The following is a 24665-nucleotide window of genomic DNA, read 5'->3' as shown; positions in this document are numbered from 1 at the left end:
GGGCCTCCGCGGCGTGCTAGCGTGAACGCGTGGCTGAGCCGCTGATCCGGTTCTCGCGTGTGCGCAAGGCCTTCGGTCCGAAGGTCATCTACCGCGACCTGAACCTCGAAGTGTACCCGGGCGAGACGCTCACCATCATGGGCGGCTCGGGCGTCGGCAAGAGCGTCATGCTCAAGCTGCTCATCCGTCTGCTCGACGCTGACGGTGGATCTATCCAGTTTCACGGTGAGGAGATCACGCGCGTGAGCGAGTCGCGCATCGCCGGGGTGCGCCAGCGCATCGCGATGCTCTTCCAGGGCGGCGCCCTGTTCGACTCGATCTCGGTCGGTGAGAACGTCGCTTACGGCCTGCACGAGCACTACCGCAAGGAGATGACCGAGGCGCAGATCGCGGATCGGGTCAACTGGGCGCTGTCGCTCGTCGGCCTGCCGGGCATCGAGCAGATGCGCCCGGGGGACCTGTCCGGCGGCATGAAGAAGCGCGTCGGCCTCGCGCGCGCCATCGCGGTGCAGCCCGAGGTGCTGCTCTACGACGAGCCGACGACCGGCCTCGATCCGATCAACACCGAGCGCATCAACCACCTCATCAAGGGGCTGAAACAGGCGCTCAACGTGACGAGCATCGTGGTGACACACGACATGAAGAGCGCGTTCTCGATCTCGGATCGGATGGCGATGATCTTCCGCGGCGAGGTCATCGCGACCGGCACCCCGGACGAGTTCCGGGCGTCCACCGATCCGCATGTCGCCGATTTCATTACCGGGACCGCTCCGGTGAATGAGGACGTCCAGACGCTTCTCGGTGCGTGACGATCCCCCCGAGATCGCGCAAGATGCCCTTCTGCATGGGCAGAGCGCGCGATCTGAAGGTCGGACTCTTTGTGCTGGCGGGCCTTGTGCTCTCCGCCGTCGTCATTTTCCTGATAGGCGACGAGCGGCGGCTCTTCGACTCCTCCGTCGGCTTCACGACGAACTTCGCCGACGTCCAGGGGCTGAAGCCGGGCGCGCCCATCCGCATGGGGGGCATCGACATCGGTCACGTCGCCGAGGTCGGTTACGGCCCTGATCCGAAGGACACCAAGATCTATGTGAAGCTCGAGATCGTCGAGAGCGAGGCGAGCCGGATCAAGACGGACAGCGTCGCCCAGATCGCGAACAAGGGCCTGCTCGGCGACAAGATGCTGGAGCTCACGAAGGGGCAGAGCCCGGACTCGGTGCCGCCCGGCGGCCACATCCCCGGCGAGGTGCCGACCGACGTGATGGGGAAGGTGACCGGAATGGCCGAGAAGGCCGAGGCGACGCTCGACAACATCCAGAAGGTCTCGGAGAACATCGCCGACGAGAAGCTGCAAAGGGACCTCCGCGAGACGGTCGCCTCGGCGAACACGCTGATGAAGCAGGTGACCGAGGGGGAAGGCTACCCGCACCGCTTCCTGACCGATCCCGAGGAGGCCGAGCGCATCTCGCGCACCGTGCAGAGCCTCGATCGTCTCAGCACGGAGCTCGCGAGCGCGGTGCGCGAGGTGCGGGGGGTCGTCTCGCGGGTCAAGGAGGGGCCGGGGTTCGCGCACGACGTCATCTACGGCGACGGCCCGCAGAAGCAGATTCAGCAGTTCGGGAGCGCGGCGGACGAGGTCGCCATGACGCTGCGGGGCATCCGCGAGAGCGACAGCCTCGCGCACGACGCGCTCTATGGCGGCAAGGGCGACGGCGCCGAGGCGCTCGCCAACGTGACGGCGATGACCGGCGATCTGCGGGCGATCGTGCACGACATGAGGGCGGGCAAGGGGACCCTCGGCGCCCTGCTGATCGATCCGTCGATCTACGAGGACATGAAGAGCCTCCTCGGAAACGTGCAGCGCAACGACGTGCTCCGCGCGCTCGTGCGCTACTCGATCAAGCAGGACGAGCAGAAGCCCGCGGTCCAGGTCGGCGGCGCCACGCCGTCGCCCTAGCGGCACATCCGAGCCGCCCGCGCAAGCGCCGGAGCGGTAGCGCCTTGCGTTATCTCGGGCCGCCCTTTCTTCCTCAGTGTCTCGATGCCCAGGAAGCTCGCTGACCGTCTGTCGGCCGTCGCGCCCAGTGCAACGCTCGCCATGGCGGCGAGGGCCGCGCGCCTCCGCGCCGACGGGCACAATGTCTTCTCCTTCGGCGTGGGCGAGCCTGACTTCGACACGCCGGAGCACATCCGTATCGCGGCGAAGGCGGCGCTGGACGCCGGCGCCACCCACTACACGGCCGTGTCCGGCACCTCCGAGCTGAAGTCGGCGATCTGCGCCGCGACCGAGCAGCACCGCGGCTGGCGGCCGCTGCCGAGCCAGGTCACCGTGAGCTGCGGCGCGAAGCACGCGTTGTTCAACCTCGCGACCGCGCTCTTCGAGCCGGGAGACGAGGTCGTCATCCCCGCGCCCTACTGGGTGAGCTACCCGGAGCAGGTGCGCCTCGTCGGCGCCACGCCGGTCATCGTCGACACGACCGAGGAGATGGGGTTCCGCCTTACGGCGGACGCGCTTCAGGGCGCGCTCTCTCCGCGGGTGAAGGCGATCATCCTGTGCACGCCCTCCAACCCGACCGGCTCGGCGTATGCGGAAGAGCACCTGCTCCCGCTCTTGGGCGTGCTGCGGCGCCATGACTGCTGGATCGTCGTCGACGAGATCTATGCCGATCTCACCTACGACGGGTTCCGGCACGCGTCGCTCCCGGCGCTCGCGGAGGACCTCGCGCCGCGGGTGATCGTCGTCGACGGGGTCAGCAAGACCTTCGCCATGACGGGCTGGCGGATCGGCTGGAGCATCGCGCCGGCCGAGGTCGCGAGGGCGCTCGACGTGGTCCAGGGTCAGAGCACCACGAACGCGGCGGCCGTCTCCCAGGCGGCCGCTGTCGCCGCCCTGAACGGGCCCCGCGACGCGGTGTTCGCGATGCGCGCGGCGTTCGCCCGGCGGCGCGCGCTGATGGTCGAGGGGCTCAACGCCGTGCCGGGGGTGCGCTGCAGGATGCCGGAAGGCGCGTTCTACGCGTTCGCCGACGTGCGCGGGCTCTGCGGGCGCGCTTTCCAGGGGACGACGCTCGCGAGCGACGAGGACGTGGCGACGTGGATGCTCGAGCAGGCGCACGTCGCCGTGGTCGCCGGCACCCCCTTCGGCGCGCCTGGGTACCTTCGCTTCTCGTATGCCTGCGATGAGGACCACATCGAGGCAGGCCTCGCCGCGCTCCGGCGCGCCGTCGCGACGCTCGATTGACCGCGTCGCTGCGCCGGTGCCCACGCGCGCGCTCGAAGAGCAGCGGCGCCCGTCCCCGCTCGCCCGACCGCGACGCCGCGCGGACGCGGCGGCCCGCCTGGCTCCGTGCCCCGGTCGCTCACGGGCGCCGCGCAGCCGGCGCGCGCGGGCCCCGTGGCCGGCTCGCTGGCCGGAGCCGCCAAGACGCGCCTTCATCGGCGACCCGTCGGTTTCGGGCCTGCCCCACGGGCCGCCGGCTCCGAGTTTGACTGAGCGCCGCGAAGAAGTTCGACATCGCCAGCGAGTTCTTCTTGTCGAACGCCGATGTTTGGGTTAAAAGCGCCACGTCTTTCCGAAACGGCCGGGTGACAACCGGCTGGCATCGGGCGCATAACTCAGCGGTAGAGTGCGTCCTTCACACGGACGAAGTCGCAGGTTCAAGTCCTGCTGCGCCCACCCCGATTCGCTCCCCTGGTGAGCTGGTTCCACGCGTCGAGCTATCTGCGTGGCCGTGCCGCTCCCAGCGGATCGCGAGCGGCTGCTTCGGAGCATCGAGCCGCCCACGAGGCCGTGCTGGGATCCCGATGCGTGCCGGCAGCGCTGCGGGCAGGGCGGAAGGCCGGTCGCCGCCGTCACGTCGAGGCGCGACAGCGGCGATGCAAGGGAACAGGCCGCTCCGGGGCCGGCGAGACGAAGGCGGTCAGCGAGCAGCGCTCGCGGCGGGCGGCGCTGCCGCCGCCTTGTCGTTCTTGCGCTTCGCGATGACGCTGGCCGTCGCGCGAAGCTCCTTCTGGAGGGGGCCGCACCTGAGGCACTTGCGCGTCCGATGGCCCCGGCATGGCTGGGGGGTGCTCAGCGCCTTGATGTAATGGAGCGCGCGGACATCGCCCTCCTCGCGCGCCCTGGCGAGCATCGCCTTGGTGGGGCATTCCGTGAGGCGGCGCAGATCGTCGGCGACGAGCAGCGCCGGCGACGCGAGCTGCCGCACGCTGCTCTCCATCAGCCGTGTGCTCGCGTGGTCCCTGGGCCAATCGCCGAACTTCGGCGCGGTCACCACCTCGTAGAGCAGGTCGGGACCGCGGCTCCCCATGTGCTTGGCCATCAGATCGAACGCCGTGAGGGCGAGGTCCGGGATGCCGTTCGCTGCCCTCAGGATGATCTGCTTGAGCTCGTCGTTCCCGGCCTCCTCGGGAGCGACCTCGAACAGCCGCTGCGCCGTGAGCAGCGCGGCCGCCATCGCCTTCTCGCGGCCCTGCGCGACCGCGAGCGCCCGGAGGACCGCAGGGTCTTCCGGATACCGCTGCGCGAGCGAGCCGAGCGCTGCGCTCCCCGCGGCCTGGGCGCTCTCGAGCTCCGCGGGCTGAGCGCGGGCAGGCGGCGCCTTCGCCGGGGCCTCGGGCTCCGCGGGCGCGAGCGCCGGCGCCGGCTCGGGGGCCGGCGCGCTGCTGCTCTCGCGGCCGCTGCTGCTGGGCGCGACGGCCGGCGAAGGGCTCGGCGAGGCGCTGGCGCCCTCCTCGAGCGCCGCCACGGCCGTCGGATCGCGCAGCGCGACCGCGCCGCAGACGAGCCCGGTCGCTGCCAGCAGGCCCAGCGCGGCCAGCGTGGCGGCCGCCTTCGAGCGGCCCAGCCCTGATTCACCGACGTGACTCACCGAGCCGCTCATCGCAGCTGCCTCTCCCGCGGAGGACCCGCGGCCTGGTCATCAACCGTAGGGATCGTCGTTCTTCGGCGGCTTCGGCGCGGCCGGTCTGGGCCTGGGCGCCGCCGGCTTGGGCGCCGCGGGCGCCGCCGTCGCCTTGGGCGCCGCGGGCTCTGGCGCCGGGGGGGTCGCAGCAGGCTCCGCCGTCGCCTTGGGCGCCGCGGGCTCCGCCGTCGCCGGGGCCGCAGGCTCGGCCGTCGCCGGGGCCGCAGGCTCCGCCGTCGCCCCGAGGGGCGCGGTGGCGCTCGCCGCCGGCGCCGCCGGCGCTTCGGCGGTCGTCGTGGGCGCCGCCGTCGCGGCGGGCGCAGCCTTGTCCGTCGCTGCGGGGACGACCTCCGTCGGCTGAGGCTTCTCCGCGGGAGCCGCAGGCTTCTCCGCCGGAGCTGCAGGCTTCGCCGCGGGCTGCTCCGGCGCGGCCGGCGGGGTCGCGGCGGGCTTGTCACTCTGCCCGAAGACGAGCCAGAGCGCGCCGCAGAGCGCCGCCGCGACCAGCAGGATCGTGAGCAGCCGCCCGGTGCCGCTGCTCTCCTCTTCCTGTGCGAGCGCAGCCTGGGCCGCGGGGGCGCCCTTGGCCGTGGCCGCCTTCTCTTCCTTGGGCTTGGCGGCCGCTGGCTTCGCCTTCGCCTGATCGTCGGCCGCCTTTACGTCCTGGCGCGCAGGCTTGCCGTGCAGATCGTCCGCCGGCGCCCGGTCCGCGACCTCGGCCGGCCTCCTGGCTGCGGCCGCCTTCGCTGGTCTCGCCTCGGCCGCGGGCGCATCGTCCCGCGCCTCCCGCTCGTTCGCCAGCTGAGCGACCGCCGGGACCGGTATCGCCGCCGGCTCGGCCAGCGGCCTGACGTGCTCCTCTTTCGGCGCCGGAGCGGGCTCGGCCTTCTTCGGCGGGGCGGCCATGAGCGGCTCCTTGGACGGGCCGATCTCGTCCAGCGAGCCGCCGGCGTCGGCGAGCGCTTGCTTCAGCAGCTCGGCCGCCTGCTTCATCATCGTCCGCTCGTCGGGCGGCGGCATCTCCTTCTCGGGGTTCGTCTGCGGGAAGAAGCCGCCGCCCTCCGCGACGTCGGCCTTCTTCGCCTCGCCCTTGCCCGCGTCGCCCTTCGCCCCGATCGAGCCGAGCCCCAGCATCGTCGATGCCCGCTTCACCTGCGCCTGCGCTGCCTTGGCGGCCGCGGGCTCGGCCTGCGGCGCGCTCGCGGTCGCCGACGGGGCCGTGATCTCCTGCACGTCGTCGCCCAGATCCCCGCGGTCGGTGATGCCGGCCTCGAACGCCGACCCGGCGCCCGCTTGCGCGTCGACGAGCCGGGTGATCACGGCCTTGGATTTCTCGTCGATCTTGATGAACTTCACGCCCATGCCCGCCGGGTGCGCGTCGCTCCCCTGCGCGGGCTCGCGCTTCCACACGACGCGGCCGACGCCGGCGATCACGGCTTGCTCGTCCTGCAGACGGATCTCGAACTTGAGCAGCGTGCCAGCGGGGAAGGGCGACGGCGTCTTGATGAAGATGCCGCCACGGCTCACGTCATGCGAGTGGTGCTCGATGAACTCGTCGACCGTGGCGCTCTTGTAGCGGACGGTCATCTGCAGCACTCTTGCTCGCGGATCTTTGCGTGTGTCCTGGGCCATCAGGGTAGAACTCCCGTCTACTTCGCGACTCGCTCCAGCGGATGTGGTCCGCATGTTACCCAAGGTTCGCCGCGAAGCCCAAAGGCTAACACGTGACGGCCGCTTTACCGAACGCAGCCATGGGCGACCGGGCGAGCATGCTGTTCGCCCGGCGCGCGTCACCGCGCCCGCGCCCCTGCGCCGCAGGGCATGGCGAACCGAGCGTGTGCGCGCGTCTCTCGTGATATGTTCGCGTCGACTGGAGAATGCGCCAGGATGGCTGTCCGGGACCACTTTCGCGTTCACGCGAGGCGACGCGTCGATCTTGGGGCGACGCTGCGCGATCGCCAGTCGATCGAGGAGCACGGCGTTCGCATCCGCGATCTGGGGCTGGGCGGCGCCGGCATCGAGCTGTCCGAGGCCCAGCTCGCGTCGGAGCTCCTGGATCCCGAGGCGTCGGTGACGCTCGAGGTCACCGCCCCGAACCTGTGGGATCCGCTGAGCCTCCGCGGTCGTATCGCCTGGATCCGCCGTGGTGCGGCGGGCCGGCCGGCGCGAGCGGGCGTTCGCTTCGAGCACCACGACGCCGGGTCCCTCTACGGCCTCTACCAGCTGCTCGGCACCGAACACTTCGAGCTTTAGCACGGGGGGCGCCCGCTTCGGATACGGGCCCATCTCGGCGCTTTCGGTGCTCGGCGTGCGTGAGTACGCCTGCGCGCCGAAAACGCCGATCTGGGCCCGTCTCCTGTGCGGGCGCCCCCCGCGCTGCGGCGGGAACGGGGAGGAGGGGCTCGGCTGTGCGGGAGAGGGCGCTAGAAGGCGAACACGGGGCTGACGGTGGGGGCCAGGACGAGGCCGAGCGTTGGCCACATCAGCATCACCTTCATCTCGGCAGACACTCCGAAGTTCTGGGTGATGCCATAGACCACACCGGCGCCCAGCGCCGAGAAGTTCCGCCCGGTGATCTGGTAGGCATCGAGATTCTCGACGTAGCGGGTGTTCGCCGGACACCGGTTGCTGCTGCTGGTGCGCAGAAGATCCCCATCCTCGGTGCGGCGATCGCACACATCCACGGGCACCGAGGCGTTCACCTGGGCCAGCCCGATCGGCGAGGCGAAGGCATAGGGGCGGAACCCGCCCTTCTCGACAATCCGATCCCCCAGGAGGAAATACGTGGCGCGGAGCTCCGCATGCAGAGGCAGGAAGCTGAGCGCCTGGAGATGCGGGTTCTGCAGGTCATTGCCCGCCTCGTCCGTCCACAGGTTCGGCTGGTTCTTGGAAGACGGTGAGCCGCCGAACGCGAATCCGACCCGCACGCCGAGGAGCAGCGACAGGTCCGAGAACAGCTGCCGATCGTACGACAGCATCACCCGCCACCCAGCGAGGCTCAGGCCGCCCTTGACCCCGTTCGTTCCCTCCAGATCCACGGGCTCGCCGTAGAACTGCCGGCCGTCGCCGCCCGGATAGAAGCAGGCGTAGGCGGCGTCGCTGCCCGAGCAGACGAAATCCGTACTGCGCACCAGGAGCAGGTCGAGCTGGCCGGAGACGCCGACCACGTTGCGGTTGCCCTTGCCCTTGCCCTTCGACGCTCCGCCGCCCTCGTCGCTCCCCTGCTCGCAGGTCCCGTTCACGCAGGCGAGCCCCGACTGGCACTCCTCGGTCGCCTCGCAGGCCGAACCCCAGGTCTTGTCCCCGCGGGTGCCGCCGGCCTCGGGGCAGCCAGGCAGGCCTGGCGGGCAATCCTCCTTCGCGGCGCACCGCTTCGGCGGCTCCTGGCCAGGCAGCGACGGCTCCTGCTCGATCTCGTTCTTGATCGGCACCCGGTGAGGCGCCTGCATCGAACCGGCGGTGCCCACCGGATCGCCCGCCTCGTCCCTCAGGATGACGAAATACCGGAGTTCGCCGGTCGTCGTGACATCCTCGCAGGGGATCTCCACCCCGAAGCCGCGCTCGATACGCCTCATCTCGAGCGACTTCCACTTGGGCGAGCCGAACGGCTTGTAGCGGACCGTCGCCTTGGACGCGTCGATCTCCTCCGGGATCTCGACATAGACGGGCACCGGCGTGTTCACCGCCTGCTCCGCCACCGGCGTGTGGGGAATGTCGCCCGCCGCGGCCTTCGTGGCCTTGCCGCCGCCGTCGCGAGGCGCCTTCCCGGCGGCCTGCGCCTCCTTCTGGGCCTCCTTGAACGCCTGGGCCAGCTCGGTCGTCGTCAGCGCGTCGATGAGCGCCGCCTTCGGATCGGCCTGGAGCGCCAGCACGAACTCGGCCTTGGCCTGCTGGAGCTTGTTGCCGCCGCCGTACACCGTGCCGAGCGCGATGTGCAGCTTGCCGACCACCGGCTTCGAGCAGGCGTTCTTGTCGCACTTCTTCAGGGCGTCTTTGAGCTTCTTCTCCGCCTTGTCGAACTCGACAGAGAGGTAGTCATCGTCCATCGCCTGGTTGTGCAGCTTCATCGCCTCCGCGTCCTTTGCGCCGGCGGCGCCGGCGACCGCCGGCGCGCCGAGGACCCACAGCGAAGTCAGTGCAGACGCGAGACGAGCGCGGCGTGAACGACGGAAAAACACGGGTTCAGACCTCCAGGGTGTGCTGGGGAGGAGCTCTTGCTTTCAGGGGGAGGGGGCCGGGCCCGGCCCCCTGGACTGCGCGGCCGAGAGCGACCGTACCCCGACACGCCAGGCGGTGCTCCCGCGACGGCTGGACTACGGCGCGCCCTCCGTGCGGACGAACTGCACGCGCCGGTTCAGGGCACGGTTCTGGTCGGACGTGTTCGGCACGATCGGCTGCTCCATGCCGTACCCCTTCGATGTCAGCCGGGCCTCGTCGATGCCCTTGGCCACCAGGTACTTCTTCACCGAGGCCGCACGCCGATCCGACAGCTTCTTGTTGTAAGCCGCGGCGCCCTTGTTGTCCGTGTGCCCCTGGATCTCGATCTTGATCTTCGGGTTCTGCTGGAGGACCTCCACCACGGCGTCGAGGATCGGGAAGCTCTCGGGCCGGATCTTGTCCTTGTCGAACTCGAAGTGGATCTGCTGCGTGATCTTGATCTCCTTCTCGGTGACGATGACAAGGCTCGGCTTCTTCGGGCAGCCCGGCTTGTCGCCGCCGACCACGCCCGGCTCGTTCGGGCACTGGTCCTCGAGATCGACCACGGTGTCCTGATCGTTGTCCGGCTCGGGGCAGCCGTCGGCGTCCTCGTAGCCGTCCGGATCCTCCGGGTCGTTCGCACAGCTCTTGCCCGTGCTGTCCTTGTCGTTCGCGTCGAGGATCGTGTCGAGGTCGTTGTCGAGCTCGGGGCAGCCGTCCTCGTCGAGGTAGCCGTCCTTGTCCTCGGGCAGGAGCACGCAGCTGTCCTTGCTGTCCGTCAGGCCGTCGCCGTCCGTGTCCGGATCGTCCGGGCAGCCGTCATCGTCCTGGAAGCCGTTCCAGGTCTCGGCGTCGCACGGGCACTTCTTGTCCTCCGGATCGAGCAGCCCGTCGCCGTCGCAGTCTCCGGGCTTGGGCGGCGGCGCCTCCTCGACGAACCCGCGCTCGGCGCACTTCTGCGGCGGCGAGAGGTCGTACGCGGCGTGCGTGTTCGCCTTCGCGATGTCGAGGTGCTCCTTGGCCCGGACGAAGAAGCCCTGATCGAGCTCGACCGAGGCGAACGACAGGTGCGACTTCGCCATCGCCAGCTCGCGCGGCGCGCAGCGGAGCGCGCCGTTGCGCTCCGCCTGCTTCGCGATGGTGGTCAGCGCCTCGATGTCGCCGCGCATGACCGGCACCTGCGTGCACGAGAAGGCGGCCCCGGCGATCGCCACGACAGCGACGGCGCCTGCGCGACGGGCGCGGCGGGAACTGCGGCGCGTCATTCCAATGCTCATCGACCCGCGCCCTCGTGCGCCTGTTTCGCTAGGGTGATCGCCTTGTCCGCGTACTCCTCTGCGACGTCGGCGAAGTCGATCGCGTCGCCGTAGTCGGCGGCCGCGGCCTCTTCCCGAGCCTTCCAGAGGTGCTCGCGCGCGGTGTAGTACTCGTACGGCGCGTACTTCTCTGCGCCGAGCGCCTCGGCCGTCTCGAGCTTGCTCGAGGCCGAGTTCGCGGTGAACGCGTAGAGGGTACCGCCGCAGCCGCCCGTGAGAGCCGCCGCGACCACCATGCCCGCGCCTGAAATCCAAGTCCTGAATCGCCGCCCGTGCGTCGTCACGATCGCGTTCTTTCTGGAGCGGGCACCTAAGACCGTCTGCCCGGCCGTCGCGACGCTATCAAGGCCGCTCGGCGCGCGTCAACCGTCGGGCAAGGGAAAGGTCAGGTCAGAGCTTCCGGTAGACGCCGACGACCACGCCGAGGAGCATCGCGGGCTTGAAGTCGCTCGCCCGGACCAGGATCGGCGCCATCGCCGCGTTCGCCGGCTGGAAGCGCACGTAGTCCTTCTCGGGGAAGAAGTACTTCACGGTCGCCTCGTCGCCGATCAGCGCCACCACGATGTCGCCGCGCTGCGCGGTGAGCTGCCGGCGCACGAAGATGTAGTCGCCGCTGAAGATGCCCGCCTCGATCATCGAGTCGCCGGTGACGCGCAGGCCGAACACCTCGCGCCCGCCGCGCACGAGCGTGCGCTCGATCCGGACCGTATCGAGGACGTGCTCCTCGGCGAGGATCGGCAGGCCCGCGGCGATCCGGCCGACGACCGCGATCTCGACGAGGTCGTCCTCCTGGTCGTTCGCAGGGGCGTCGTTCCCACCGTTCACGAGCGCGCCGCGAAGATCGGCGCCGCCGCCGGCGCCCGCGCCGTCGAGATCGCGCGGGCGGAGCGCGCGCGACTTCATGTCCTCGCGCGTGAGGTAGCCCTTGCGTTCGAGCGCCCGGAGGTGATCGTTCACCCCGTTCGTCGAGCGAATCCCCATATGCGCGCCGATCTCGCGCAGCGTCGGCGGGTAGCCGCGCTCGCTGATCGACTGCCGGATATAGTGAAGCACCTGCTGTTGTCGCTCGGTGAGCCCCTGCATCGGGCGGAACCTACTGAACGGTTGGGTAGATGTCAAAAAAGTGTGGAGGCCCCTCTACAAGGCCTCGATTTTACTGCGATTTTCTGGATGCCAGCGGCGCTCGCACGTCCGCCCGCTTCCCGCCGCGCCGCGCCGTGAGCCGCGTCGAGCGTACAGGGTGAACCGAAGGGCAGGGCGCCGTTGTGGTCAGGGCTGCTTCGGGCCGCTGTTCCGTGAGCTCACCGCCTGGCGGGGCTCGAGCATCGTCCGGATCTCTTCGCCGTCGGCGGCCGCCGCGAACGCCTCCTCCAGCGTGATCATCCGGCGCTGGTAGAGGGACACGAGCGACTGGGCCATCGTCTGCATGCCGCTGCCGGCCTGGCCCACCTGCATCTGCGAGTAGATCTGGTGGAGCTTGTCCTCGCGGATGAGGTTCCGGATCGCCGCGTTCGGGATCATGACCTCCATCGCCATGACGCGCCCCGGGCCGTTCGCGCGCGGCAGGAGGAGCTGCGTCATCACGGCGACGAGCGTGAACGAGAGCTGCTGGCGCACCTGCGACTGCTGGTGCGGCGGGAAGACGTCGATGATGCGGTTGATCGTCGAGATCGCCGAGTTCGTGTGGAGCGTGGCGAAGACGAGGTGGCCGGTCTCGGCGATCGTCAGCGCCGACTCGACGGTCTCGAGATCGCGCATCTCACCGACGAGCACGACGTCCGGATCCTGACGCAGGGCGTACCGCAGGGCGTCCTTGAACGACGCGGTGTCGGAGCCGATCTCGCGCTGGTTCACGAGCGACAGCTTGTGCGGGTGCAGGTACTCGATCGGATCCTCGATCGTGAGGATGTGCAGCCGCTGCTCCGAGTTGATCTTGTCGATGATGCTCGCGAGCGTGGTCGTCTTGCCCGAGCCCGTCGGGCCCGTCACGAGCACGAGGCCGCGGGGCTTGGCGGTGATGTCGAGCACCACCGGCGGCAGGCCCAGCTCGTCGAAGTTCATGATCCGGAAGGGGATCTGCCGGAACGCGGCGGCGACGGCGCCGCGCTGCATGTAGATGTTGGCGCGGAAGCGGGCGAGCCCCTTCATGCCGAACGAGAGATCGAGCTCGTTGCGCTGCTCGAACGTCGCCACCTGCTCCTCGCTCAGCACCGAGTAGCAGAGCTGCTTCGTGTCGCTCGGCATGAGCGGCGGGAGCTTCAGCGGCACCACCGTGCCGTCGATGCGCAGGAGCGGCGGCGTGCCGCTCGTGATGTGCATGTCGCTCGCGCCCTTCTCCACCATCGCGCGGAGGAGCTGCTGGAGCGTGTACCGGAGGCCTTCCTGCTGTCCGACGAGCTCGGTGCTCATGCGCTCAGTCCCCCATCGTCACGCGGCCGACCTCCTCGGTCGTGGTGACGCCCGCGAGCACCTTCTCGATCCCGCTCATCCGGAGGGTCAGCATCCCGCCCTTGATCGCGGCGGCCTTGAGCTCGGCCGTGGACGCGCCCTGGAGGACCATCTCCTTCAGCGCGTCGGTGAAGCGCATGACCTCGTAGAGCGCGACGCGGCCCTTGTAGCCCGAGCCGTTGCAGGTCTTGCAGCCCGCGCCGCGGACGAGCTCCGCGCGCGCCACCTGCTGCTCGGTGAAGCCGAAGTCGAGGAGCACCCTCGCGTCGACCTTCAGCGGGACGCGGCAGTCGGGGCAGATCTTGCGCGCGAGGCGCTGGGCCAGCACGAGGTTCACGCTGGCGGTGATGAGGAACGGCTCCACGCCCATGTTGAGGAGGCGCGAGATCGTCGACGGCGCGTCGTTCGTGTGCAGCGTCGAGAGCACGAGGTGGCCGGTGAGCGCGGCCTTGACGGCGATCTCGGCCGTCTCGAAGTCGCGGATCTCGCCGACCATGATGATGTCCGGGTCCTGCCGGAGGAACGAACGCAGCGACATCGCGAAGTTCAGCCCGATGTCGTCGTGCATCTGCACCTGGTTGATGCCGTGCAGGTTGTACTCGACGGGGTCCTCGGCGGTGCTGATGTTCGAGCCGATCTGGTTGAGCTCCGAGAGCGCCGAGTAGAGCGTCGTCGTCTTGCCGGAGCCGGTCGGGCCGGTGACGAGGACCATGCCCCACGGCTGGCCGATCGCCCACTTGAAGTCGGCGAGCGGCTTCGGATCGAAGCCGAGCTTCGCCATGTCGAGCTGCAGGTTCGACTTGTCGAGGAGGCGGAGGACGATCTTCTCGCCCCAGAGCGTCGGCAGCACCGAGACGCGGAAGTCCATCTCCCGGCCCCTGCCCATCTTCAGCTTGATGCGGCCGTCCTGCGGGAGCCTCCGCTCGGCGATGTCGAGCGAGCTCATGATCTTGAGGCGGCTCGAGATCGCGTTCTTCAGCTTGATCGGCGGCTGCATCTCCTCCATCAGCACGCCGTCGATGCGGTAGCGCACGCGCAGCTTCTTCTCGTAGGGCTCGACGTGGATGTCGCTCGCGCCCTTCTTGATGGCGTTCAGGAGGATCGCGTTGACGAGCCGGACCACGGGCGCGCCCTCGGCGGCCTTCTCCAGCTCGAGGACGTTCACGTCGTCGGCCTCGACCTGGAAGCCGACCTCCTCCTCCCCGAACTCGCTCAGCACCTCGTCGTAGGAGGGCCCGACGTTGTAGGCGCGCTCGATCGCCTCCGTGATGCCGGTCTCGGATGCGACGACGGGCTCCACGTTGAAGCCCGTGAGGAACTTGATGTCGTCGATCGCGTGGAGGTTCGTCGGATCGGCCATCGCCACGACGAGCGCCGTCCCCGACCTGGAGATGGGGATGATCTTGTGCTTCTCGCAGACGTCCCGCGAGACGAGGCGCGAGACCTCCGCGTCGATCTCGTACTCGTCGAGGGCGACGGCCGGGACGCGGTACTGCGTCGAGAGGAAGCTCGTGATCTCTCCGTCGGAGATGTACCCGAGCTTGGCGAGCGCGTACCCGAGGTTCTGACCTGTCTTGCGCTGCTCCTCTTGGGCTTGCCTGAGCTGCTGGAGGCTGATGAGCTTTTCGCGGACGAGCAGTTCGCCGAGGCGGTTCGTTGTCGACATCGAGGCCGCAAATCCTGCGGGTGACGAGGGAGGGAGTCAACGCTGGCGGTTGGGGCCGGCGCGCATCAAGGGTAGGATGTCGGATGGTGGCGAGGATGGCGCTGCGTGAGTCTCTTTGAGTGGTTCGGGCTCAGGCGGGGGGACAGCCGACGCAGGGCGGCCGAGGCCAAGGAGCTCGCCGGCGATCTCGCGGGGGCGGTCGAGCTGTACCTCGACGCCGGGATGCCGGACGACGCGGCCCGGGTCCTCCTCCTCCGGGCGGACGCCGAGCGGAGCGTCGAGAAGCGGATCGCCTTCTGCGCGTCGGCGTCCCGCATGGCGGAGAGCCCGGAGCTCAAGCGCGTTGCGCTCGGGCGCAAGGCGCTGCTCGCGTTCGACCTGGTGCGCGCGCGGGGCACGAGCGTGATGCGGAGCGAGGCGCTGGCCGTCGCGCGCGAGCTCGAGGAGGCGGGCGAGCTCGAGCGCGCGGCGGACGCGTACGCCCTGGTGGGCGACACCGAGTCGGAGACGCGGGTGCTGGCCGCCGCGGGCGCGATCGAGCGGCTCGAGGAGCGGCTCCGCTCCGCGATGACCGTCGAGAGAGACCAGCGAGAGCTCGCCGCGGTCCTTCGGTCGATCGCGGATCTCGACCGGATGGCGGAGCGCCGCGAGGCGATCGCGGTGGCCGAGGCCTGGATCGCGGGGAACCGCGGCGGCGAGCCGGTGGCCGACGCCCTGCGCGCGATCCGCGCGCGGCTCCTCTCGGGGCCGATCCTGTCGCTCGAGCTCGGCGGCGCCCTCCTGCGGTGCGCGCTCGGCGACGAGGTCACGATCGGTCGCGGCGAGGCGACCATCGTCGTCGCGTCCCGCGCCGTCAGCAGGACGCACGTGCGGATCCGGCGCGGCCCGTCCGGCGTCGAGGTCGAGGACCTCGGGACGCGCAACGGCACGACGCTGGCGGGCGCGCGGCTCACGGGGCCGCTGCCCGTCGGCCGCGGCGTGCAGCTCCTGCTCGGCGGGGAGGTGCCGTGCGCGATCACGCCGGCGGCCGGGGAGGGGTGCGTGGTGGAGATCGCGGGCGATCGCTTCACGGCGCCGCTCGGCGATCTGCCGGTCGGTCCCTGGCGGATCCGCGTCGATCGGGCGGGGGCCTCGGCGTTCGTCGCGCTGAAGACGCCGCCGGGGGCGCCGCCGCCGTTCCTCGGCGACTACCAGCTCGCGCCGTCGGTCGAGCTCTGCGTGGGCGACGCGATCGCCTCGGCGCGCGGGGGGACGGCGGTCTTCCGGCTACCCTCCGCGGGCGAGGCTCCGTCGATCCGGCGCGGCGGCGGCGAGGGCGGCCCGGCGTGAGCCTGTGGCGGCGGCTCAAGGAGCGCCTCGGCGGCGCCGCGGCGGACGGCGGTGCGCCGGCGGACGCGCGCGGCGCCGCCGGACCGGGCGGGGCGGACGTCGGGGGCAGCGCGCGTCCTGCGCGGGCGGAGCGGCCCCAGGCGCATGCGCGCGCGTCGCGTGAAGGCGGAGGCGACGACATCGCGCGCCTGCGGAGCTCCGGCACGCGGGAGGGGCCCTCGACGGACGAGGTCATCGCCGTGCTCCGGCGGGCGCGCGGGACGCTCCGGGAGGCCGAGGCGGTGGCGCACCTCGTCGCGGCGATGGAGGAGCGGGTGCTGCCCGATCCGATCCGCGTGGCCTGCGCGGATCTGCTCGCGGCCCGGGGCGACGAGCGCGGCGCGCTCGCCGTGCTGGAGGGCGCCGCGTCGCGCGAGCGCGGGGGCGCGTCGCGCGCCCAGCCGGTGTCCTCGACCGATGGCCTCGTCCTCGCGGCCGATCTCTACGCCTCGCTGGGGCAGCTCCCGCGCGCGGTCGGCGCGATCGAGCGCGTGCTCGTCCGGGAGATCGGCGCGCCAGGCGCGCGCGAGCGCCACCAGCGCTGGCGGGCGGCGCTCGGCGCGGATCGGCCCGCCGCGGCCGCCCGTCTGGAGGACGCGACCGTGGTCGCGTCCTCGGCGGGCAAGAGCCCGTTCCGCCTGCTCCGGGAGGTGGCGCGCGGCGGCGCCGGCACGGTTTACGAGGCCGAGGACGAGGTGCTCGGCCGGCGCATCGGGTTCAAGGTCTACCACGGGCGGGGCGGCGACCGGGCGCACCTCACCCGCGAGGTGCGGCTCGCCGTGGCGCTCGCGGGCCCCGGCGTCGTGCGGGTCTTCGACGCGGACCCCGAGGAGGGGTGGATCGCGCTCGAGTGGATCGCCCGGGGGTCGGTGAGAGACGTGCTCCGCGCCGGCGACGCGGCGGCGCTCGCGCCGATCGCGCGGTGGGCGCGTCCGCTCGCGCGCGCGCTCGCCCGAATCCATGACCGCGGCTACGTCCACGCGGACGTGAAGCCGGCCAACGTGCTCCTGCGCAACCTCGGCGAGCCCGTGCTCACCGACTTCGGGCTGGCCAGGCCGCGGGGCGCGCCCTCCGCCGGCGGCAGCCCAGGGTACGTCTCACCGGAGCGGCTCGCAGGGCGGGCGAGCGATCCGCGCGATGACGTTTACGGCTTTGGCCGCGTGCTCGAGGACGTCCTCGTCCACCTCGAGCCGCTCGGTGGCGAGGGGCTCGCGCCCTGGAAGGAGCTGTCGCTGCTGTGCCTCGGCCCGGACGACGACCGGCCGCCGGACGGCGCCGCGCTCGTCCGGGCCGCCCGCTGAGCGCCGCGGCGGGCTCAGCAAGCGTCGAGGCAGCGCTGGTATCGATCGAGCGCGGCCGCGTCGGTGCCATCGAACGCGCCGCAGGGGGCCTCCGCCGCGCACGCCGACGCGCACCGGACGCGGCCGTCGCACGACGCCTCGGCGGAGATGCCGCTGCCGTGGAACCCGCACTCCTCGGTGTGCTCCGTCGCCTCGTCGCATACGCTCCCGCAGCCGGACGAGAGGGCGGCCGCGAGCGCAATTGACGCGGCTGACGCGGCTGACGCGGCGCGAGCTGCTCGTGCGCTGCGGGGTGCTTCCGTCCACCAACGACGCCTACCTTCGCTCATGCCTGTTCTCTGGCGGCCGATCCCTCGTGCGGGGGACCTCACGTTGCGGCGTGGTGCGGCGCAGCGTGGCAACCCGCTTCGCTTCGGGCGCGGCCCTGGGTAGATTGCTCGCCTGCATGCGCGTACGCAACGAGAAGAGGGCGCCCTGATGCGCTTGGCCATCGTCGCCACGCCCAGCTTGCACCGCGATCAGCGGCCGGCGCCCGGCTCGCTCGACGGAGATCTCATCCGGGCCCGCCTCTCGCTGGACGACGCGGGCTTCCGGGTGATCGACGTCGATCCCGCCCGGGATCTCGCGGAGCAGCTCGACGCGCTGTTCGACGAGGTCGTCGCGACGCGGAGGACCCTGGTCGACGCGGAGGACGCCGCGCGCGACGATGCGTCCACCCTGTTCCTCTTCTACGCCTCCAGCGCGGTCGCGCTGTCGCCGGACGGGGAGCTCTTCCTCTGCCTCGACCCCGAGAACCCCGGCCTGGGCGACGCGCTGGGCGACATCGCCGCGGTGTTCCGCGATCGCGCGCGCGGCGAGGTGCTCTTCGTCCTCGAGTGCCATCACGGCCCCGGGGCGACCTCGCGCGCCGTCGTCGCCGCCGCGGAGCAGGCGGTGGCGTCCTCCGTGACGGGGGTCGAGCTCCTCGTCGCGGCCCACCCGATCGGCTCGCTCGACGCGGATCTGCCGTCGGTGCTCACCCGCGCCTTCGTCGAGCACCTCGACGAGGCCGAGCCGGAGCGCGGCCTCACCGCGGAGGCGATCTTCCGCCGCGTGGAGGAGAACGCCGAGCTCGCCGGCGCCATCCCGTGCTTCGCGCGGACGGGCGGGCAGGGCTCCTTCTCGGTGCTCGTGCCGCGCGGCGGCGCCCCGGGCGCGCCCCCGGCGGAGAGGCCCGAGGCAGCGCAGCTGGTCGTCGCGGACGAGCGGGACGCCGCCACCACGCCGGCGCCGGCGCCGGACGACCCGGTCGGGCAGTACCTCGCGGCTGGCGACATGCTCGCCGCCGCCGCGGACCTGGAGGGCGCGCTCACCGCGTACAAGAAGGCGCTCGCGCTCGTCGGCGTCGCGCACCGGGACGCCCGCGCGGAGGTGCATCTGCGCATCGCCCAGACCAGGTGGCGCCAGGAGCGGCACCGCGAGGCGATCGAGAGCTTCGACAAGGCGCTCGCGCTCGCGCCGGAGCACCGGCCCGCGCTCGAGGCCCTCGTCGAGCTCCACCTCGCCGGGCGCGATTTCGTCCGGCTGCGCATCGCGGAGGAGCGGCTGCTCACGCGCGTCGAGGGGGAGGGCGAGCGCTTCGGGCTCCTCGTCCAGTTCGCAGAGCGCTGGGAGAGCATCGCCGGGGAGCCGGCGCGCGCGCTGGAGCTCCTCGAGCGCGCGCGGGAGCTCCGCCCCGACGACCCCGCGGTCTTGCGCGGCCTGGGCCGGCTCTACCAGGCCGCGGGCGACGTCGAGGCGTCGATCGAGGCGCGCCGCTGCCTCATCGAGCGGATGGAGGAGCCCAGGGAGCGGGCGGTCGCGCTCCTGGAGCTCGCGCGCACCGCGATGCAGGGCGAGGCCCGCGCGACCTTGACCGAGGTCACGCGGGAGCGGGACGGGATCGAGCTGCTCGATCGCGCGCTGGACGCAGATCCCACGTTCCTCGATCCGCTCTCCCTCATCGCGATCCTCCTCTCGGCGCGGCAGGAATGGGGCGAGCTCGAGCTCGCGTACCGGCGGATGCTCGAGCGGGCGCAGCGCATCGCCGACCTGCGCGTCCGGAGCGACGTCACCTGGGAGCTCTGCCGCCGCCTCGGCATGCTCTTCCGCGATCACCTCGAGGATCCCAGCTCCGCGCTGGAGGCGTTCGAGGGCGCGGTGGACGAGCGACCGGACGACGTCCCGGGGCGGCTCAGCGCGGCGGCGCTCGCGCGGACCGCCGGCCGGCTCGAGCGCGCCGCCGCGCACCTCCAGGCCGCGGCGGTGCTCGATCCCGGCAACGTCCAGGTGTTTCACGACCTGTTCGACACGTTCCAGAAGCTGAGGCGGGTCGACCAGGCGTGGTCCGCGGCGAGCGTGGCTGTCTACCTCGGCGCGGCCGAGGCGCGGGAGCGCTTCATCTTCGAGGAGCACCGCCCGGCGGGCCTCGTCCAGCCTGCGCGCGGGCTGAGCGTCGCGACGTGGGACCTCTTGCGCGCGGGCGATCGCGATCGCGCGCTCGAGGAGGTCCTCGCGTCGGTCGCCGGCGCGGCGATCCGCGCGCGGTTCGCCCAGCGCGTGCGGGAGAAGCGGGCTCCCCAGCTCGATCCGGCCGCGCGCGCCGACGCGGAGCGGAACGCGGCGGGCGTGGTTCGCCTGTTCTCGTGGGCGAGCCGGTGTCTCGGGATCGCCGCGCCGGCGGTCTACCTCCGCAAGGACGCGCCGATCGCGGTCGCCGCGGTGGCGGTCCAGGAGTCGAGCGTCCTCGTCGGCGGCGAGGCGCTCCGCGGGAGGACGGCGGCCGAGCTCGCGTTTCTGGTGGGCAGCCACGTCGCGTACCACGTCGGCCCGCACCGGCTGCTGATCCATTTCCCGTCGCTCGAGGAGCTCGGCGTGTGTCTGGCCGCAGCAGTGAAGGTGGCGCGGCCGTCGGAGCTCGTCCCCGCCGACCTCGAGGGCGCGGTGCTCGCGCTGGTGCCCCTCCTCGACGAGCACCTGACGGAGAGCGAGCGTGACGCCCTGGAGGCCGCGGTGTTCGAGCTCTACGAGATCCGCGCGCCGCTCGATCTCGCGCACTGGGTGGGATCGGTCGAGCGGTGCGCGGCCCGGGTCGGCTATCTGCTGACCGGCGAGCTCTCGGTGGCGGCGTCGTCGCTCTCGCGGGGGGACGCGCCGGGTGTGCTGACGGCCGAGGAGAAGATCGGCGATCTCCTCTCGTTCACGGTCTCGGACGCCTACCACGCCCTGCGCGAGGAGCTCGGCGTCGCGATCGAGCCCTGAGCTCTCCCGTCAGGGGTCCGGCCAGGGATGGCCGGACCCTGCGCCGCTGCGCGGCCGAGCGCCCGGCGCAGGCCTTGCCGCCGCCGAGCGCTGCGTCCGCGTCGCGGCCGGCTCGTTCACTCCTTGCCCTGGAGGTAAGCGAGGTACGCGTCGTGGCTCGGCGGGCGGCCGAGGAAGCGGGTGACGAGCGCTCCCGCGTCGACGCCGCCGCCCTTCGCGAGCACCTCGTCGCGGAACGCGCGCGCGACGGCGGGGTTCAGCAGGCCTTCCTGCTTGAAGCGGGTGAGCACGTCGCGCGAGAGCGACAGCGCCCACTGGTAGCCGTAGTAGCCCGCGTCGTAGGTGATGAGGTGCCCGAAGCTCGACTGCATGTGCGTCCCCTTCACGAAGGCGAAGGACTCGTTCGCGCGCTGCGCCTGCTCCACGACCACGGTCGCGTCGAAGCCCGGATCGCGGGTGTGGAGCTCCAAATCGATCGACGCGAGGGTGAGCTGCCGCTGCGTCGCGAGCGCTCGACCGAAGCCTCGCGCGCGGGTCATCGCCTGGAAGAGGGCGTCCGGGATCTTCTCGCCGGTCGCGTGGTGCTTCGCGAACAGATCGAGCACCTCGCGCGACCACGCCCACTCCTCGAACATCTGGCTCGGCGCCTCGACGAAGTCGCGCACCGTCGCGGTCCCTGAATAGGAGGCCAGCTCCGAGCGCGTCAGCAGGTGGTGCAGCACGTGCCCGAACTCGTGGAAGAACGTCACCACGTCCTCGTGGGACATCAGCGCCGGCTGTGCCCCCGGCTTCGGGAAGTTGCACTCGAGCGCCGCGACGGGGGTCTGCCACGATCCGTCGTCGAGCAGCTTCGCCGTCCGCACGGTGAACATCGCCGCGTGTTTGTACTTGTCGGGCCTGCTGTAGAGGTCGAGGTAGAACTTGCCGATCAGCTTGCCCTCGGAGCGCACCTCGTACGCGGTCACGTCGGGGTGCCACGCCTTCGCGGGGACCTCCTTGTACTCGAGGGCGTACATCTTCGCGGTGATGTCCATGAGCCCCTGCTTCACCGCGCCGAGCTCGAGGTAATCCGAGAGCGCCTGCGAGTCGAACTGGTACGTGGACGCGCGGACCCGATCCTCGAGGAAGTAGCGATCGGCGGGGGGGAGCTTGTCGGTCGGCTTGCCTCCGAGCCGCACGTGCTCCTTCATCAGCGCGGCGAACTCGGCCTTGGCGGGCTCTCTCAGCGCGGTCTTGACCTGGTCGAGGAAGCCGCGCACGGCGCCGCTCGTCTTGGCCATCCGCGGCTCGATGGCGTAGTCCGCCCAGCTCTTGTAGCCGAGCATCTTCGCCTTCTCGGAGCGGAGCGCGAGGAGGCGATCGAGCAGCTTCACGTTCTTCTCGCCGCCGCGGTTGGTGAACAGGACGTAGAGAGCGAGCGCGGCCTTGCGGTCCTTGGCGTAGGTGACGAACGGGAAGAAGTCGGGGTAGTCGGTCGTGATCTCGACCTTGCCGTTCGCCTTGGGCGCGTGCTTCGCCACGTACTCCTTGGGCAGCCCCTGGAGGGAGGCGGGCGCGATCTCGATCGATGCGGTCGACGCGGACAGGTTCGACATGAACTCCTGCCCGATGCGGGTGATCTGCTCGTTCACGTCGCGGAGGCGCTGCTGTCGGTCTACCGGCAGCGACAGCCCGTTGCGGCGGAAGTCGCGCAGGACGTCGGAGAGAAGCCGGGCGCGCTCACCGTTCAACGTCGCGCGCGCGACGCCTTTCTCGGCGTACGCCCCGATGACGGCGGCGAGATCGGCGTCCAGCCACATCGCGGTCGTGAACCTGTCGACCTTCGGCTCGCAGAGCCTCGCGGCCTCCCGCACCGCCGCGTCGGGGTGCGCGACCCCCATCAAGTACGGGAACTCGCCCGCGCTGTTCACCTCGAGCGCGGCGTCGTCGAACCGCCCGAGCGTCGCGGCGTAGGTGAGCTGCTCCGGCGGCGCGCCTCGGAGCGCCCTGATCGCGTCGAGGTGCCCCTCCGCGGCGCGCAGGTGCTCGTCGCAGAGCTGCTTCACGCCCTCCACGGTGAGCCCCTGCGCCACGGGATCGAACTCGGCGCGCGGCGGCGTCTCGGACGGCGCTGTCGTCGCCGGCGTCGACGTCGCCCCCTGCGGCGCGGCGCTGCCGGCCGTGGCCGGCGAGGAGACCCCACCGGTCTGGGTGCCAGCGTTGCAGGCGACGAGCAGGAGAAGTGAGAGGAGCCCTGAGCGCGCGGGTGTGGTGCCGACCTTCATGTCGGTCGGGCTATACCACGGGGAGCGGGGAGGCCCGGGGAGAGCCGCCGGCGATCTGCGCGCCCGGTGTGCCGACGACGGCGCGCGCGGTGCCGGCCTTCGAGCGCGGTCCGGCGCCGCGTGCCCTGGAGCACCCGGCGGCGCGCGCCCGGGGGACGGGCGCTCACGCCATGACGTGCTTCAGACCCTCACTCGGTCTCCGGCGGCAGGTAGGCGAAGAGGCAGTTGTACCCTCGGCTCGTCACGTCGGCGGCGGGCGTCCCGGCCGATACCCTGACGAGCAGCCGGTTGTCCGCTGGGGCCTCCGGGATCGCGACCCGCTCGACGTACAGGTTTTCGTCCTCGGTCTCCGTGGCCGAGTAGGTGGCGGCGTCGATCGACGTGCCGTCTCCGTTCAGCACCTCGGCGCTGAGCTCGCGGACCCCGGACCCGTTGCGCTGCGCTTCGCAGATGACCGAGAACGTCCAGCCCTCTTCCACGTCGTCGAGGGGGACCGCATAGATGTCGACGTCGGCGGTCTCTCCGTCGGCGAGCTGGCCCTCGATCGCGTAGCTGACGCCGCCTCCCCCGTTGGGGAAGGAGGCTAGGCCGCCTTCCGGCGTCTCCACGACGCCGTTGGTCTCCTCCTCGGCCTCGAGGGGATCGGAGCCCATGCGGTTGTGCAGCAGGATGTAGAAGTCGTTCTTTCCTGCCTCTCCCGCAGGGCGCTTGACGAAGACGAAGTACTCTTGCCCGGCTTCCACCGGGAGGGCGATATCGCCGCCCTTCGTCGGGTCCACCTTCGCGTACGCGTTGGTCAGATCGGTCGAAGCGAACACGGCGATCTCGCTGACGTTCACCGTCGAGCCGTTGCCCTCGATCCCTGTCGGCTGGTCGACGATCAGCTGGGCGAGGATGACGTTGTCGACCGCGGGGGTCTCCGGCGGGGTGAACGAATACACATCGACGTCGGTCGCGCTCTCGAAATTGCCGAACGCGAAGGTGGTGAAGTAGCCCGACTCGTCGTTGTTCAGCTCATAATGCAGCTGCACGGCCTGCTCGGCGTCATTGTTGGGCTCGGCCTCACCGATGAGGCTGTCGGTATCGCTCTTCGCCGGATCGAGCGAGAGGAGCGCCACCCCGTAGTCGAAGCTCACGACGTCGGCGGGGTTGAAGCAGCCGTTCGGGAAGGCGAACTGCGGGAAGGCGGCGTTGCAATCCTGGATGACGATGACGTACTCGCCGTCTGCTGGCAGGACGGTGAGCAGCTCGCTGTCATTGGTGAAGCCCAGGGCCGGGTCGTCGTTCTGCGCGAGCTGGTTCCCGTCGGCGTCGAGCAGCGTGATGACGGTATCTGGGTATGTCGGATCCCTCTCGTCATCCGAAGGCTTCGCGTCGCTCAGGATGTACACCGGCTGCCCCTTGGCTCCGGTGAAGCTGTAGTAGTCAGCGTCCTCTTCCAGCGGCTCGAGCGTCCCCTCGAGCCAACCGTCCTCGGGTTGGATCGGCTCCGCTTCTTCGGGGCTGTCGTTCCCGTCGTCCACCTCGCCCGAGCCCGTGGAGGAGGTGCTGCCGGCGACGGGGCCGGTGGTCGTGGAGGACGTCGTGGTGCTCCCGGCTCCTCCCTCGCCGCCGCCGCCGCCGTCGCCGCCGTCGTTGTCTCCGCCGCAGCCTGCGGCGGTCGCCGCGATCGTGCCGAGCACGAAGAAACCCAGAAAATGCATCGACTTCATGGCACCTCCAACGTTTGCTATCCCACAGCGACTCCTGATGTAGCGGCGTGGGAAATATACACCTACTCTTCTGCTCGTCCTGCGCGCCATGGGAGCGCACGCTTTTGTCGGGCGGAGATCTGGAGCATACGTAATGGCCGGGTGCTGCTCCACAACCGAATGGTCGAGGTCGGATCGGTCTGTAGAGCTCGGTGGTTGGCGCGTCGGATGGCA

The 24665-nt window shown here is 71.0% G+C and carries 18 protein-coding genes and 1 tRNA gene; 8 read left to right on the top strand and 11 right to left on the bottom strand.

Going from position 1 to position 24665, the window contains the following annotated elements; translation table 11 throughout:
* Nucleotides 1-29: 29 nt before the first annotated feature.
* The 4 genes from WMF27_RS22475 (at nt 30) to WMF27_RS22460 (ending at nt 3673) form a co-directional block, all read left to right on the top strand.
* Entirely contained in the window at nt 30-809 is a 780-nt protein-coding gene (locus WMF27_RS22475; protein WP_437766850.1) for an ABC transporter ATP-binding protein, read from the top strand.
* A gap of 71 nt (nt 810-880) precedes the next feature.
* Entirely contained in the window at nt 881-1954 is a 1074-nt protein-coding gene (locus WMF27_RS22470; RefSeq protein WP_437766851.1) for an MlaD family protein, read from the top strand.
* Nucleotides 1955-2095: 141 nt separating this feature from the next.
* Nucleotides 2096-3238 carry a pyridoxal phosphate-dependent aminotransferase gene (locus WMF27_RS22465; protein WP_437766852.1) on the top strand — a complete coding sequence of 381 codons (1143 nt, stop codon included), beginning with the start codon at nt 2096-2098 and terminating at the stop codon, nt 3236-3238.
* A gap of 363 nt (nt 3239-3601) precedes the next feature.
* Nucleotides 3602-3673, top strand: a tRNA-Val gene (locus WMF27_RS22460).
* Nucleotides 3674-3917: 244 nt separating this feature from the next.
* Here the strand turns inward: WMF27_RS22460 and WMF27_RS22455 are convergent.
* Nucleotides 3918-4880 (bottom strand): hypothetical protein, encoded by a 963-nt coding sequence (locus WMF27_RS22455; RefSeq protein ID WP_437766853.1) that lies wholly within the window; start codon nt 4878-4880, stop codon nt 3918-3920.
* Between the two features lie 39 nt (nt 4881-4919).
* The gene (locus WMF27_RS22450; protein ID WP_437944496.1) at nt 4920-6533 is read right to left on the bottom strand and encodes a TIGR02266 family protein; all 1614 of its coding nucleotides are present in this window, start codon (nt 6531-6533) and stop codon (nt 4920-4922) included.
* 255 nt (nt 6534-6788) lie between these two features.
* Here WMF27_RS22450 and WMF27_RS22445 point away from each other — a divergent pair, with 255 nt between their 5' ends.
* A complete protein-coding gene (locus tag WMF27_RS22445; protein ID WP_437766855.1) occupies nt 6789-7154 on the top strand; it encodes a PilZ domain-containing protein in 366 nt (121 codons plus the stop codon).
* A gap of 170 nt (nt 7155-7324) precedes the next feature.
* Here WMF27_RS22445 and WMF27_RS22440 read toward each other — a convergent pair whose 3' ends face one another.
* The 6 genes from WMF27_RS22440 to pilB all read right to left on the bottom strand — a co-directional run bounded on the left by WMF27_RS22440 (nt 7325) and on the right by pilB (nt 14528).
* The gene (locus WMF27_RS22440) at nt 7325-9079 is read right to left on the bottom strand and encodes a hypothetical protein (protein ID WP_437766856.1); all 1755 of its coding nucleotides are present in this window, start codon (nt 9077-9079) and stop codon (nt 7325-7327) included.
* A 135-nt stretch (nt 9080-9214) separates the two neighbouring features.
* Nucleotides 9215-10363: an OmpA family protein gene (locus tag WMF27_RS22435; protein ID WP_437766857.1), complete on the bottom strand. Its 1149-nt coding sequence runs from the start codon at nt 10361-10363 to the stop codon at nt 9215-9217.
* Between the two features lie 8 nt (nt 10364-10371).
* Nucleotides 10372-10650 carry a DUF4398 domain-containing protein gene (locus WMF27_RS22430; protein ID WP_437766858.1) on the bottom strand — a complete coding sequence of 93 codons (279 nt, stop codon included), beginning with the start codon at nt 10648-10650 and terminating at the stop codon, nt 10372-10374.
* A 154-nt stretch (nt 10651-10804) separates the two neighbouring features.
* Nucleotides 10805-11497 (bottom strand): transcriptional repressor LexA, encoded by a 693-nt coding sequence (gene lexA / locus WMF27_RS22425; protein WP_012237101.1) that lies wholly within the window; start codon nt 11495-11497, stop codon nt 10805-10807.
* 186 nt (nt 11498-11683) lie between these two features.
* Nucleotides 11684-12823 carry a type IV pilus twitching motility protein PilT gene (locus tag WMF27_RS22420; protein WP_437766859.1) on the bottom strand — a complete coding sequence of 380 codons (1140 nt, stop codon included), beginning with the start codon at nt 12821-12823 and terminating at the stop codon, nt 11684-11686.
* A gap of 4 nt (nt 12824-12827) precedes the next feature.
* Nucleotides 12828-14528, bottom strand: a complete 1701-nt coding sequence (pilB, locus tag WMF27_RS22415; RefSeq protein ID WP_437747881.1) for a type IV-A pilus assembly ATPase PilB — start codon at nt 14526-14528, stop codon at nt 12828-12830.
* 105 nt (nt 14529-14633) lie between these two features.
* Between pilB and WMF27_RS22410 the strand changes: the two genes are divergently transcribed.
* Entirely contained in the window at nt 14634-15857 is a 1224-nt protein-coding gene (locus WMF27_RS22410; RefSeq protein WP_437766860.1) for an FHA domain-containing protein, read from the top strand.
* Nucleotides 15854-17197, top strand: a complete 1344-nt coding sequence (locus WMF27_RS22405; protein ID WP_437766861.1) for a protein kinase domain-containing protein — start codon at nt 15854-15856, stop codon at nt 17195-17197. The genes WMF27_RS22410 and WMF27_RS22405 overlap by 4 nt, the downstream gene beginning before the upstream one ends.
* Before the next feature lie 14 nt (nt 17198-17211).
* Here WMF27_RS22405 and WMF27_RS22400 read toward each other — a convergent pair whose 3' ends face one another.
* Nucleotides 17212-17526 carry a hypothetical protein gene (locus WMF27_RS22400; protein WP_437944495.1) on the bottom strand — a complete coding sequence of 105 codons (315 nt, stop codon included), beginning with the start codon at nt 17524-17526 and terminating at the stop codon, nt 17212-17214.
* 148 nt (nt 17527-17674) lie between these two features.
* Between WMF27_RS22400 and WMF27_RS22395 the strand changes: the two genes are divergently transcribed.
* Complete coding sequence (locus tag WMF27_RS22395; protein WP_437766862.1) at nt 17675-20476, top strand: tetratricopeptide repeat protein; 2802 nt, start codon at nt 17675-17677, stop codon at nt 20474-20476.
* Nucleotides 20477-20592: 116 nt separating this feature from the next.
* On the opposite strand, the gene WMF27_RS22390 is transcribed toward WMF27_RS22395, so the two are convergent.
* On the bottom strand, nt 20593-22740 hold the full coding sequence (locus WMF27_RS22390; RefSeq protein ID WP_437766863.1) for a M3 family metallopeptidase: 2148 nt from the start codon (nt 22738-22740) through the stop codon (nt 20593-20595).
* A 188-nt stretch (nt 22741-22928) separates the two neighbouring features.
* Nucleotides 22929-24452 (bottom strand): hypothetical protein, encoded by a 1524-nt coding sequence (locus WMF27_RS22385; protein ID WP_437766864.1) that lies wholly within the window; start codon nt 24450-24452, stop codon nt 22929-22931.
* Nucleotides 24453-24665: the final 213 nt, after the last annotated feature.

Origin of the sequence: Sorangium sp. So ce281 (assembly GCF_051527395.1) — a bacterium.
GTDB lineage: Bacteria > Myxococcota_A > Polyangia > Polyangiales > Polyangiaceae > Sorangium > Sorangium cellulosum_B.
Note: the sequence above shows the minus strand (reverse complement) of the source record. Positions and strands in the feature narration are given on the sequence as shown.

Excerpts from the sequence above, each read along its gene's own strand:
- WMF27_RS22400 (WP_437944495.1), bottom strand. The coding sequence starts at position 17,526 with ATGAGCGAAGGTAGGCGTCGTTGGTGGACGGAAGCACCCCGCAGCGCA.
- WMF27_RS22390 (WP_437766863.1), bottom strand. The coding sequence starts at position 22,740 with ATGAAGGTCGGCACCACACCCGCGCGCTCAGGGCTCCTCTCACTTCTC.
- WMF27_RS22385 (WP_437766864.1), bottom strand. The coding sequence starts at position 24,452 with ATGAAGTCGATGCATTTTCTGGGTTTCTTCGTGCTCGGCACGATCGCG.
- WMF27_RS22420 (WP_437766859.1), bottom strand. The coding sequence starts at position 12,823 with ATGAGCACCGAGCTCGTCGGACAGCAGGAAGGCCTCCGGTACACGCTC.
- WMF27_RS22445 (WP_437766855.1), top strand. The coding sequence starts at position 6,789 with ATGGCTGTCCGGGACCACTTTCGCGTTCACGCGAGGCGACGCGTCGAT.
- WMF27_RS22455 (WP_437766853.1), bottom strand. The coding sequence starts at position 4,880 with ATGAGCGGCTCGGTGAGTCACGTCGGTGAATCAGGGCTGGGCCGCTCG.
- WMF27_RS22465 (WP_437766852.1), top strand. The coding sequence starts at position 2,096 with ATGGCGGCGAGGGCCGCGCGCCTCCGCGCCGACGGGCACAATGTCTTC.
- pilB (WP_437747881.1), bottom strand. The coding sequence starts at position 14,528 with ATGTCGACAACGAACCGCCTCGGCGAACTGCTCGTCCGCGAAAAGCTC.
- WMF27_RS22430 (WP_437766858.1), bottom strand. The coding sequence starts at position 10,650 with ATGGTGGTCGCGGCGGCTCTCACGGGCGGCTGCGGCGGTACCCTCTAC.
- WMF27_RS22435 (WP_437766857.1), bottom strand. The coding sequence starts at position 10,363 with ATGACGCGCCGCAGTTCCCGCCGCGCCCGTCGCGCAGGCGCCGTCGCT.
- WMF27_RS22450 (WP_437944496.1), bottom strand. The coding sequence starts at position 6,533 with ATGGCCCAGGACACACGCAAAGATCCGCGAGCAAGAGTGCTGCAGATG.
- lexA (WP_012237101.1), bottom strand. The coding sequence starts at position 11,497 with ATGCAGGGGCTCACCGAGCGACAACAGCAGGTGCTTCACTATATCCGG.
- WMF27_RS22395 (WP_437766862.1), top strand. The coding sequence starts at position 17,675 with ATGCGCTTGGCCATCGTCGCCACGCCCAGCTTGCACCGCGATCAGCGG.